This window comes from Lactobacillus laiwuensis (assembly GCF_019972835.1).
Lineage (GTDB): Bacteria > Bacillota > Bacilli > Lactobacillales > Lactobacillaceae > Lactobacillus > Lactobacillus laiwuensis.
This window is the reverse complement of sequence record NZ_BPPB01000007.1, coordinates 58839-71079: the sequence shown is the minus strand read 5'-3', so window position 1 is coordinate 71079 and position 12241 is coordinate 58839. Positions and strand designations below refer to the sequence as shown.

At 36.6% G+C, this 12241-nt stretch carries 11 protein-coding genes and 1 riboswitch; of the genes, 10 read left to right on the top strand and 1 reads right to left on the bottom strand.

Translation table 11 applies throughout. From position 1 onward, the window contains the following. The 6 genes from LDM92_RS07120 (at window position 1) to ribH (ending at window position 6398) form a co-directional block, all read left to right on the top strand. Entirely contained in the window at window positions 1-1572 is a 1572-nt protein-coding gene (locus tag LDM92_RS07120) for a UDP-N-acetylmuramoyl-L-alanyl-D-glutamate--2,6-diaminopimelate ligase (protein WP_223902623.1), read from the top strand. 14 nt (window positions 1573-1586) lie between these two features. Continuing rightward, a complete protein-coding gene (locus LDM92_RS07115; RefSeq protein WP_223902622.1) occupies window positions 1587-2333 on the top strand; it encodes an aspartate/glutamate racemase family protein in 747 nt (248 codons plus the stop codon). Between the two features lie 447 nt (window positions 2334-2780). After that, a riboswitch (FMN riboswitch) is annotated at window positions 2781-2914 on the top strand. 119 nt (window positions 2915-3033) lie between these two features. Continuing rightward, window positions 3034-4095 carry a bifunctional diaminohydroxyphosphoribosylaminopyrimidine deaminase/5-amino-6-(5-phosphoribosylamino)uracil reductase RibD gene (ribD, locus tag LDM92_RS07110; protein ID WP_274383962.1) on the top strand — a complete coding sequence of 354 codons (1062 nt, stop codon included), beginning with the start codon at window positions 3034-3036 and terminating at the stop codon, window positions 4093-4095. Next, on the top strand, window positions 4080-4685 hold the full coding sequence (locus LDM92_RS07105) for a riboflavin synthase (protein WP_223902621.1): 606 nt from the start codon (window positions 4080-4082) through the stop codon (window positions 4683-4685). The genes ribD and LDM92_RS07105 overlap by 16 nt, the downstream gene beginning before the upstream one ends. A gap of 11 nt (window positions 4686-4696) precedes the next feature. Further along, the gene (gene ribA, locus LDM92_RS07100; RefSeq protein WP_274383961.1) at window positions 4697-5923 is read left to right on the top strand and encodes a GTP cyclohydrolase II; all 1227 of its coding nucleotides are present in this window, start codon (window positions 4697-4699) and stop codon (window positions 5921-5923) included. 1 nt (window position 5924) lies between these two features. Further along, complete coding sequence (gene ribH / locus LDM92_RS07095) at window positions 5925-6398, top strand: 6,7-dimethyl-8-ribityllumazine synthase (protein WP_223902620.1); 474 nt, start codon at window positions 5925-5927, stop codon at window positions 6396-6398. A 97-nt stretch (window positions 6399-6495) separates the two neighbouring features. Here ribH and LDM92_RS07090 read toward each other — a convergent pair whose 3' ends face one another. After that, window positions 6496-7761 (bottom strand): MFS transporter, encoded by a 1266-nt coding sequence (locus LDM92_RS07090; protein WP_223902619.1) that lies wholly within the window; start codon window positions 7759-7761, stop codon window positions 6496-6498. Window positions 7762-8194: 433 nt separating this feature from the next. Here LDM92_RS07090 and LDM92_RS07085 point away from each other — a divergent pair, with 433 nt between their 5' ends. The 4 genes from LDM92_RS07085 (at window position 8195) to LDM92_RS07070 (ending at window position 12241) form a co-directional block, all read left to right on the top strand. Continuing rightward, complete coding sequence (locus LDM92_RS07085) at window positions 8195-9184, top strand: D-2-hydroxyacid dehydrogenase (protein WP_223902618.1); 990 nt, start codon at window positions 8195-8197, stop codon at window positions 9182-9184. Window positions 9185-9484: 300 nt separating this feature from the next. Next, entirely contained in the window at window positions 9485-10957 is a 1473-nt protein-coding gene (locus LDM92_RS07080) for a BglG family transcription antiterminator (protein ID WP_223902617.1), read from the top strand. After that, entirely contained in the window at window positions 10947-11321 is a 375-nt protein-coding gene (locus LDM92_RS07075) for a PTS sugar transporter subunit IIA (protein ID WP_223902616.1), read from the top strand. Before LDM92_RS07080 ends, LDM92_RS07075 begins: the two co-directional genes overlap by 11 nt. Window positions 11322-11386: 65 nt before the next feature. Next, complete coding sequence (locus LDM92_RS07070; protein WP_223902615.1) at window positions 11387-12241, top strand: class II aldolase; 855 nt, start codon at window positions 11387-11389, stop codon at window positions 12239-12241.

Genomic DNA, 12241 nt, shown 5'->3' with positions numbered 1-12241 from the left:
ATGAGTATTTCTTTAAATACCTGTATTTTAATTTTAAAAGAGCACCATCTGCTTAAATCGAGTGCTGTTCAGGACACCGTCCCATCAAAAATGGAATATGTATCATATGATTCACGTGATGTTCATACCAATACACTATTCTTTTGTAAAGGCGCTGGTTTTCGTCCTACATTTTTGTCAATGGCGAAAGCAAACGGTGCCAACTGTTATGTAGCAGAGCAACCATATCCAGAAGGCAAGGGAATGCATGCACTGATTGTGCGCAATGTTTCTAAGGCAATGGCTCTATTATCTGCAGCCTTTTTCCGCTTTCCTCAAGATGATTTATATTTAATTGCTATTACTGGTACTAAAGGTAAAACCACTACTGCTTATTTTCTAAAAGGAATGCTGGATCAAGTCAATGGTGGTAAAACTGCACTGATTTCTTCTGTTAACACAGTTGTGGGTCAGGGAAAAGACGATACTTTTAAATCCAGCTTAACCACTCCTGAATCACTTGATTTGTTCCGTGATATGCGAACGGCTGTGGACAATGGTATGACGCATATGGTGATGGAAGTTTCCAGTCAGGCTTATAAGAAAAACAGGGTGTTCGGACTAACTTATGACTTAGGCTTTTTCTTAAACATTTCACCTGATCATATTGGACCTAATGAGCATCCTAACTTTGCTGATTATCTGCATTGCAAACTGCAATTATTAGTTAATGCACGCAAGTGTATTATTAACGCTCAGACTGACCACTTTGATGAAGTTTATGCGGCTGCTACGACTACTACCGATCCAGACAGTATCTACTTATTTGCAGCTGAAAAGTTTACTAATCCTAACTTAAAACAGACCATTGATTTTCGCTTTGCAACCGAAGAACTTGATATGGCTCAGACTAAATTCCAGGTATTATGTGTTAGTGATAAAGCTAAGCAACTTAAAATAGCCGGTGATTACCAGTTAAAGATGCTGGGTGATTTTAATGAATCAAACGGTACAGCTGCAGTAATTGGAGCAGGGCTTGCTGGGATGGATCATCATGATGCTGCTAAAGGTATTAGCCAAGTAACTGTTCCGGGACGGATGCAGACAGAGGTTACCAAAGAACATGGTGTAGTTGTAGTAGATTATGCGCATAATGAAGCTTCGATGATGGCACTTATGGGTTTTATGCAACGCGAATTTAACAATCCCAAAATTATTGTGGTTGTAGGAGCGCCTGGCGATAAAGGAATTTCTCGCCGTCCTGGTTTTAGCCACAGTTTAAATGCCTATGCTGATAAAGCCTTTTTGACTACTGATGATCCGGGGTTTGAAGATCCAAAAGAAATTGCACAGGAGATTGATGCCGGTATTGATCATTCTAAAGTTGATGTGACAATAGAACTTGACCGTAAAAAGGCCATATATGATGCTATCAGTATGTCAAATAAAGGAGATATTGTTCTAATCTGTGGTAAAGGTGAGGACGGTTTTCAAAAAGTGCGCGGCGTGGATACTCCTTATCCCTCTGATATCACAGTTGCACAAGAAGCAATTGATGAACTTGAAGGACAAAAAGAGCACTTTAGAAGTTAGAAAAGCAGGTATTAATGAAACATTTTTTTAGTATTATTGGCGGTATGGGTACGATCGCAACGGAGAGCTTTGTTCGCATGATTAATCACCGCATCAAAATTACTAAAGATCAGGACTATTTAAATTATATTTTGGTTAACGATGCCCAAGTTCCTGATCGCACGGCTTATATTAAAGATCACAACCAACCCAATTTTTTCACTGCCTTACGTGAGGATGTGCTCCAGCAAGCACAAATAAAGCCGGACTTTTTTGTAATGCCGTGTAATACAGCTCATTATTGTTATGATGAGCTGGTGGAGCTAACAGACATTCCTTTTTTGCATATGATGCGCATTGCCGTGCATAAATTTATAACAGATTATCCCCAAGAGAAAAAGATTGGGTTAATTGCCACCGAAGGGTCTATATATGATCATTTGTATGAAGATGAGATTAAAGAAGTAGGTCGAGAAGTTGAACTGGGTGGTCCTGAGATTCAGCCAATGGTTACTGAGCTGATTTATTCCAACATTAAAGAAAAGGGCGTAGTTGATGGCGAACTTTATCACCACATATTGCGCACAATGCATGACAAATATGGCTGCAATGTCATATTACTAGGTTGCACAGAATTATCGTTAGCTCAAGAGAAAGCGCCAGAGCATCCCTATAATGTTATCGACCCGCAAGTGATCTTGGCTGATGTAGCAATTGAATTAGAACTAAAAATTCGTGCAGGAATGGATCCTAAGGCTGCCATAAAGAAGTATCTGTATTAAAAAAAACGTAAGGTTTAACAGATTAAAATAGACTAGTAATCAATTTGGTTACTAGTCTATTTATTTTGCCAAAAAAAGTTGACAATGTTAACACTAAGTAGTAGTGTATTATAAAAGTGATACAGTTAAAAATAGGAGGGCTAAGATGCTATATCTTTTGTATATATTTATTAGCATACTGATAATTGTCACTACTAATTTAGCAGTGACAACAATTTTGAGTATCAGAGACGCTTATTGCAATCATCTTAAAGATCATTCGTCATTTGGCACTGCCTTTAAAAAATATTTTGGTAAAAACAATAATATTCCTCTCCATTTGTCTGATTGGAAGTTTTAAGGAATAATTTATTTAAGTTTGATCTTATCGTATATATAATTTATATAAAACAAAAAATTGCTATTGCCGATATAGGATATCTATATTATACTAAAAACAGTTGAATACGGTTTCTTCGGGGCAGGGTGCAATTCCTTACCGACGGTGACAATTAATAATTGAAGTCCGTGACCCGCGTTTTGCGGTGGAACTAGTGCAAGTCTAGTACCGACAGTTAAAGTCTGGATGGGAGAAGAACAAACAAGATTAGACAGAAAACTCGCGTCGTTATTAAACTTCGCTGAAATCTTATTTGATAAATAAAAGATGAGCCTCGTTGATAAAATCAACGGGGCTTTTTAATGTTTAGGAAGTGAAATAGTGCAGGATAAAGATTATATGCAAATGGCAGTTCAAGAGGCTTTAAAAGCTCAGGGGATGACTTGGACAAATCCATTAGTTGGTGCAGTTTTGGTTAAAAATGAGCAAGTTTTAGCAACGGGCTATCACCATCAATTTGGCAAAGAACATGCGGAAGTAAATACACTGTCACACTTAGCGGATCCCAAACAAGCTCAAGGGGCAACCTTGTACGTCACACTAGAGCCTTGCAGCCATTATGGCAAGCAACCTCCTTGTTGTAAAACAGTAGCCGAGGCCGGAATCAAAAAAGTTGTTATCGGTCAGGTCGATCCCCACCAAATTGTGGCAGGTAAAGGCATTAAATATCTTAAAAGTCATGGAGTTCAAACAGAAGTCATTGGTGGCACTGAAAGTTTAAATGTTGCGTATAACTTTTTTTATCAACAAGAAAGACCGTTTGTAACACTTAAATATGCAATGTCTATTGATGGCAAAATTAATGCTGCGGGCAAGAGAAGAACGCTTTTGACTGGGGATGCTGCTCAAGTGGATGTACAAAAATTGCGCTTGCAAAATCAAGCTATTTTAATTGGCGCAAATACTTTACGCATTGATAATCCGCTGTTAACGGTTAGAATAAAGAACTTACCACATCCTCCTATTAGGATTGTGTTAACTAAGGATGCCAATCAGCTGGATTTTACTAGTCAATTATTTAAGACCCGCGGTCAAATTTGGCTACTGAGTGAAACTAAATTAACACAAAAAGTTGGAGAAAATGTATGCTGTTATACTGCTAGCAAGTGGACACCAGCAAAAGTAGTACAGCTGCTAGCTGAACACGAAATTCAATCGCTGTTAGTTGAGGGCGGCAGCAATGTCCAGGCTCAGTTTGTAGCAGCCGGTTTGGCTGACGAAATAGTGACATATGTAGCTCCGATAGTTTTAGGAGGCACCGGTTTACCAGCCGTGTTCGGCCAAGCTTTAGCAGAAAAAAAGAACTATCAACTTTTGGATGTTAAGAGATTCAATCAAGATATCAGAATTCGCGTGAGGAGAAAAGAATGTTTACAGGAATAATTCAAACAACGGGTACGATTACCCGTTTGGAAATTAGTGAGCAACATGCAAGACTGGGTATTTGCGCTCCAAAATTGGTGCAAAAAGATTTGCCTTTAGGAGCAAGTATCGCCGTTAACGGTATCTGTTTAACCATTACTGACTGGAGTGAAAAGGACTTTGCAGTTGATGTAATGCCGGAAACAATGAAAAGAACCAACCTTGGAAAATTGCAAAAAGATAGTTTGGTTAATTTGGAACCTTCACTAACGCTAAATGGCAAACTTGATGGACATATTGTTGCAGGACACATTGATACCACAGCTGAACTGGTAAAAAGGGATGAAAACGAAAATTCTATTGAGTTGGAATTTCAAGTACCACATAAGTATGACTCCTTTATTGTTGAAAAAGGATCAATCGCTATTGATGGCATCAGTTTAACCGTTACGATGGCAGAAAATGATCATTTTGGGGTAAGTTTAATCCCCTATACCATCCAAAATACTACTTTGGCTCACTACCAAGTAGGCGATAAAGCAAATATTGAAGTGGATATGATTGGCCGCTATGCAGTCAAGCAAATTCAGGCCTGGAAAAAGGAATTTTGATGGAGGAAAAAATGACAGAACAATTGAATGAAAAGATACAGAAAGTATTGCAGCACATGCTAAATGGTGGTTTGGTAATTGTGGCTGATTCACCGCAGCGTGAGTCTGAAGGGGATATGATTGGCTTAGCAGAAAAAGTTACGCCACAAGCTGTTAACATGATGATCACTAAAGCTCGTGGATTATTATGCGTGCCGATGAGCAAAGCATATGCCGACCGTTTGCAGTTAAAACCAATTGAAACTGGTTCAAACGATACTTTTGGCACGGCTTTCACTCTTAGTGTTGACTCCACTGAAACTACGACAGGAATTTCAGCTTTTGATCGGGCAAAGACTATTAAAAAGTTAGCTGATCCTAATAGCCAATGGGCTGATTTTTATCATCCTGGTCATGTTTTTCCGCTGGTAGCTAAAGAAGGTGGCGTGCTGGAGAGGACTGGTCATACGGAAGCAGCCTTAGACTTGGCAAGACTAGCTGGCGTTGCTCCTGTTGGCTTTATCTGTGAGTGTATTAAAAAAGACGGTACAATGGCTAGACGTAAGGACTTGAAAGCTTTAGCAGAAGGACTCGGCATTCCTTATTTGACCATTGAAGAGTTAATTGAATACCGTAAAAATCAGGAAAATAAAGATTTGGGGATTGAGTCTTTTACTAAGGTTGACTTTCCTACAAAATATGGTCACTTCCAGCTTGAAGGGTTTAGAGATAAAAAGCATCCTGAAAAGCAACCTACTTTATTAATTAGCAAAGGTGAAATTAAAAAAGGTGAGCCCCTTTTGTTGCGGCTTCACAGTGAATGTTTGACTGGGGATGTTTTTGGCTCTAAACGCTGTGATTGCGGCGCTCAACTTGCTGAAGCACTAACTAAGATTGAAGAAAATGGTTCAGGAGCGGTTTTATACTTACGTCAAGAAGGTCGGGGCATTGGCCTGGAAAACAAATTGCGTGCTTATAAACTGCAAGATGAGGGTATGAACACAGTAGAAGCTAACCAGCATCTTGGTCTGCCCGTTGATGCTCGGCGTTACAATGTTGCTGCCGAGATCTTACGACAAAAGGGTGTAAGTGAAGTTAATTTGATGACCAATAATCCTGACAAAGTGAATCAATTAGAAAACTATGGTATTAAAGTTACTAAACGTATTCCTGTTGAAGTAGGCATGACTGCAGAAAATAAAAAATATTTGGCAACTAAAAAGCATGAAATGAATCATATTTTAAATGAGGTGGATTAATATGAAAGAAATTATTGGGAATATTGCCCAAGGACAAGATAAAAAGATTGGTATTGTTGTAGCTCAGTTTAATGGTGTGGTAACTGATCGCCTGCTTTCAGGAGCAGTGGCACAATTAAAAAAATCGGGCGTGAAAGATGAAAATATTGTGATTGTGAGAGTGCCCGGTGCCTTTGAAATCGCCCGTACAGTCAACTGCTTGGCAAAAAGTGGCCAAGTTGACGGTATCATTGCATTAGGAGCAGTAATTCGGGGTGAAACAGCTCACTTTACCTACGTTTGTGAAGGCACTACTTCGCAGTTAGCCGCTGCATCAGCTAATGGAAATGTGCCAGTGATGTTCGGCGTGTTAATGACTGATACAGTTGCACAAGCAACCGATCGTGCTGGCGGCAAGTCAGGCAATAAAGGTGCAGAGTGTGCCACAGATGTCTTAGAGGTCTTAAATATAGAAGAACAGATTAAACAATTATAATTTAATTAAGTGCATTATCGCTATTGAGCGCCATTAATTACGCAAAAAGCCATCTCTAGAAATAGAGGTGGTTTTTTATGACTTCACGTCAACGCTTTTAATTAATCTCTTCTAAACGATACCGCTCCATATTATTGCCAAGAAGGCTAAAAACGAATAAAAGGGCAATACCTGCAGCAAGTAGAGTAAGAGCCGGTTGGTGGCAAGCATTGGCAATTGCAGATACTCCGACAGTAAAAAAGATATTCAATAGAGAACTCCCCAGCTGCAAAAAACTTGTTTGCGCAGACTGGACCTCTTTACCGGTTCTTTTAATCCTAGTTTTATTGCACCAATTAGCGATTGGTAAAGTTTCACCATATATCAGTACCGTGATAATGGCCATAGTAACGATTGTTTGCCTTAAAAAGAAAATTCCTAAAGCCAGCGTGGTAATAAATACTAAAGTAGTAAGTAACCAAAATGTATTATCAAAGTGGATAAGAATAGCACCTAAGAAAAGACCACTGACTACTGCAACTAGTAGCCAGTAAACTTGACTGTAATTAGGATCAATCGCTTTCCAGAAATAGATCAGCAACCCGTTAAATACTGATTGGAGAGTACTGGTAAAGATGGCAATAATAATTGAGGCGCGTAAGCCTTTACTAGCAGCTATTTTGTGCCAAACTGTCATGAGGTGGGTTAAGGTTTTAAAGCTACTTTGGTTTTTAGTAAAGTGCCTTTGGTGTAAAGCAATAGAGAGAAAGATGTTTATAAAAAAGCCACCGCTTGCTACTAAGAGAAAATACAAATAGTTGCGGGTAGTAAGAATTAAAGCTGCCATCGCTGCTACACTGGCAATATTACCGATTAGACCAGCAACGGAATTATGGTTGATAGTTGACCCCAGTGCATTATCAGTCAGAAGAGACTTTAAATTTCCAGTGAAAGATAACCCTTCGACTAAGCTAAACATTGTTATACAAAGGTCAACCAGAATGTATAAAGGTACAAAGTATTTTCGTGGGAAAGTAAAAGGGAGTAATAAAAATAAACTTAGTAAAATATACATCCGGATAAGCACGCGTCGCTTATCAGTGTTGTCGAGCTTGGAACCGATAAATAAAACGCTCAAAATAAGTGCTAACGAACTGATACTCGAAATTAAGCCGTTAATAACGATATTATCTGAATATTCACGGATAATTAGTGAACCGCCAATTCCAACTAAGATGCTGCTAAAATTCGTCAAAAAATTGATTAGTGGTAATAATATTTGATTACGACTGAGAAAGTTATTATTGTCCAATTTTGCCACGCTTTCGTTTTGTATAATGAGAAGCGTAACATGAGGAAATTTTGCTGGCACCAAAAGTAACATAAACGGCCGTTTCTTTTACTTAAACTATAATTTTGCAATATACAAAATTATATATTTTAATTAAGTTTGTTAACAACTTTTTTATAAATTATGCTACCAAACCTATAAAATACATGGTGTTTTCAAATTTTTAGAGTATTATATAAATATTAAGAAAAAGTGATAGTAAAAGTTGTGATAAGGATAATGTATGGTTACAATTACTGGTTTGCGTGGCGTACCCATAATTTCTAAAGTTTGGGATTTGCTGGCAGCAGCTGCGGGGTTAGTAATGAGACTGGTGTCAATATACCTCTAGCATGCATTCACGGTCTTGAATATGAAAAAGTTAGGCTTTTGGTATTGTCGATACCGTGAATTAGAATCAATCCGATTTTTCCAACTAGAAAGCTAAGATTACCAATTTTTAAAGCAAGAATAGGAGAGATAAAAAGTGAAAATTATTTGTTATGGTGTAATTAAAATGGAAGAAAAAATTATTGAAAACTGGGCTAAAAAAAACCAAGTTGAAATAAAAATCGTCCACGATGACTTGTCTGCAGATAATGCTGGTTTAGCTCAAGGTTTTGACGGAGTGAGTTCTGAAGGCAACCTTCCAGTCGGCGCCAGTGTCTACGAAAAATTTAAGCAATTTGGCATTAAGCAATTATCTGTGCGGCAGGTTGGAGTTGATAACCAAGATTTAGCGGCCGCAAAAAAGAATGGTATTAAAATTACAAACGTTGCAGCGTATTCACCAAGGGCCATTGCCGAACTTGGCGTAACCGATGCAATGTATTTACTGCGTAAAATTGGGATTTATCAAGACAGAATGGCTCATGGTGATTTTACTTATGATAAAAGTACAATTAGTACTGAAATTTTTAATTGCACTGTCGGTATAATTGGCGCCGGTCATATTGGTGGAGCCAGTGCACACTTATACAGCGCATTGGGCGCTAAAGTTTTGGCTTGTGATCCGGTTTATGACGCATCTCTGGAACCTTACCTCACTTATACCGACTTTGATACGGTTCTTGCTGAATCCGATATTATTTCTTTACATACACCATTACTAGCAAGTACTGAAAACATGATTGACAAAACTGCCTTTGATAAAATGAAGAAAAAGCCTATTTTGATTAACGTAGCTCGTGGGGGCTTGGTTGACACACAAGCTTTAATTGTGGCCCTTAAAAATGGGCAAATTTCTGCTACAGCCTTGGATACTTTAGCCGATGAAACAGATTTTTATGATAAAAAGAATATGCTGAATTCACTACCGGAAGATTATAAAGAACTACAAGCAATGCCACAGGTATTAATCACTCCGCATATTGCTTTCTTCACGAAATTAGCTGTTAAAAACAGTATTGAAATTGCTTTGAATGATGCTAAAACAATTATTTCTGGAGGAGAAGTAAATAGCGTAGTTAATTTGTAGAAAAAGCAAAAAATTGTTTTGTTGTAAATATCATTTTAGTATACGTGAATAGATTTTTAGAGATATTCAACTTCTAAAACTTATTTTCAGAGCAACTAACTTATAAATAAAAGCAAAAGTCTAACAGACATTTCTAAATTGAAGGAATGTCTGTTTTTTACTTACACTCTTGCTGAAACCGCCATTTTTGTAAGCGCTATTAAAGTTGTCCGTTATTATGGACATAAGTTGGAATTTCTAGGGTGTAAAAGTTAATAAGATAATAATTGAATCTCTAAAAATCAGGAATTGGGGGTGACTATGGAAAATTCAGATAGAGTTCATGAGTTAATCGGTTTTCTTTTAAATAGTAATGGATATGTAACCGCTAAAGAAATAGCGCAAGTTTTATTTGTTTCTGAAAAAACTGTTTACAGGTTAGTTGCTTATATAAATAAGAGTACGGGATCTTCTGTAATTATGTCTCAAAGGGGAAGGGGCTTTAAGCTTAACTACAAATTTTATATTCAGCCATCTGAGCACCAGAAATTAGGTAAAGATTCATTGGTAAATATTTCTCCGGTTGAAAGGAGAAACAGAATTATGAAAAAACTTTTGCTAAATTCTCCGCAACCGTTAGAGGAAAGTGAGATATTTGCTCAGTATTACGTAAGTTCGAATGTCCGTCATAATGACAAGCAGATAATTAAAAAAAATCTTGATAGGTATCAAATTAAATTGATTTCTAAGAATAATTTTCTAAAAGTTTGCGGGCCAGAAGAAAATATCAGAATTGCTTTAAAAAAACTGATTAATGACCAGGAAATAATAGACCTAAAGCAATTACCATTAAACTCTGACTTTAGTGAAAAGTATGATGTCCGCTTTGTTGTGAAAGAGATTGACAAAATTAATTACCTGTTACAAATGACACTGCCTTACCCATATAATGTTAATTTATTTTCACACTTGTATATTTTGATTTGCCGCTTAAGAAAAAATGGGACAAAGTATTTAGTTAAGGGAAAGCAAAAATTAAGTCCAGGTGAACATCAGTCAGAAATATATCGTATTAGTGAACAGGTAATTAAGGATATTAGCAACTATTTAAGTATTAAAGTACCAAATGTTGAAGTGGATTATATATTTCAATACTTAACTTCCTCAAGGTTTGTAAGCAGTGATTTGAATATTGCTGCATCTAGTCTAGTAATAAAAATAACTAAAGAACTAATTGCAAAAGTTTCAAAAGACTATAACTACGATTTTACTTTTATTCAGGAAAGATTGGAAAAACATGTTCAACCTCTTGTTAACAGATTGAAAAATCATATTCATGTTAATAATAATTTGTTAGAACAAATCAAAATGGAGTATCACGATTTATATCATATTATTTTTACAGATGCTCAAAAAATATTTTTTAAGTATAACTTGAAGGGCATTGATGATAATGAGGTTGGTTATATCACGCTTTATTTTGCACAAGCCCTTGAGGAAAATTCTTACAAATTAAAAGTAGTAATTATGTGTGCTACTGGAATAGGAACTTCCGAATTGTTACAAATTAAGGTGAAAAAAGCTTTCCCTAACATAGATATAGTTGGGGTCACATCTAATAATGATAACAAAGTCAATTACCAAGACGTTGATTTATTAATATCAACTGTGCAAGTTTCTGAGAAAATTAAAGTTCCGCATATAGTTGTCAGTGCCTTATTCACAAAAAAAGATCAGAAAATTGTTCAAGAGAAAATTGATGAGATTGTAAGGAAAAAACGCTTTGAATATTAAAGAGAAATATTTATCAGTGCAATTAAAAGACAGTGAAGACCTGTACCATTACATTACCTGCTTTGTAAACAATATAGAGTCCAGTCTAAGCAAAAAAGAAATATTAAAGGATATTAGAAAAAGAGATGAAATGGGAGAAGGACTTATTTCTTCAAATGGACTGATTATTCATATAATCGATACCAAAATAAGTCAAAACAGAATCGTATATTTGTCTCTTAAAGAAAAGATTGAATATTTTTCAAAGCAGGAAAAGCATATGTTTTATATAGATACAGTCATTGTTTTGATAATCAATCCTAATTATTCAATTACTGGTTCAAATCATTTGAAAAAATTTTTAAACGATAAACATTTAATTTGAGTTTTTAAAACACTTTTAATAAAGATTTTTAGGGATTCCAGATCAAAAGTATTGGAGGAATAACAATGCCACTAGTTAATGGCTTTAAATTATTAGAAATTATCAAAGAGCGCCATGTTTGTGCCGGTGCTTATAATACCACCGATTTAATCACAACAATGGGCATATTGGATGCAGTTGAGCAAAGTAAAATTCCAGCTTTTATTCAGATAGCACCAACTAATATTCCTTTATCAGGTTATGGCTACATCTTTGACATGGTTAAAAGATATGCTGATAAGATGGAAACTCCTGTTACCTTACATTTGGATCATGGTAAAGATTTTCAAAATGTGGTTGATGCGTGCAGGGCAGGATTTGGTTCGGTAATGACAGATAATGCCCAATATGAATATGATGAAAACGTCGCTCACACTAGGCAGGCTGTCGAATTTGCTCAAGGTTACGGTGTACCTGTTGAAGCTGAATTAGGGGCAATAGCCGGTAAAGAGGATGACTACGTAAGTCCTGATCATAAGTATACCGACCCAGACCAGGTAGTTGATTTTGTTGAAAGAACAGGTGTCAATTTATTGGCTGTTGCTGTCGGCAATGTCCATGGTTTGAACCTAGATCCTGATATCAAGTTCGACCTGCTAAAAGAAATTCAAAGTGTTTGTAAAGTGCCTTTGGTATTGCATGGTGCTTCTGGTATACCTGACGAGCAAATTAATCAAATGGTTAACTATGGTGTTGTCAAAATTAATGTTGCCAGTGATTTGCGTAAAGCATACATACAAACAATGGGCCAAGACTACGAAAAGGACAATGATCGCTTTGACTTGGTGAATGTCACTTTAGATGCCAGAAAAGCAGTTAAAGAAGTGGTTTATCACAAAATTAACGTGATGAACAAACTATCTCCTGCTCAAGTTTATTAA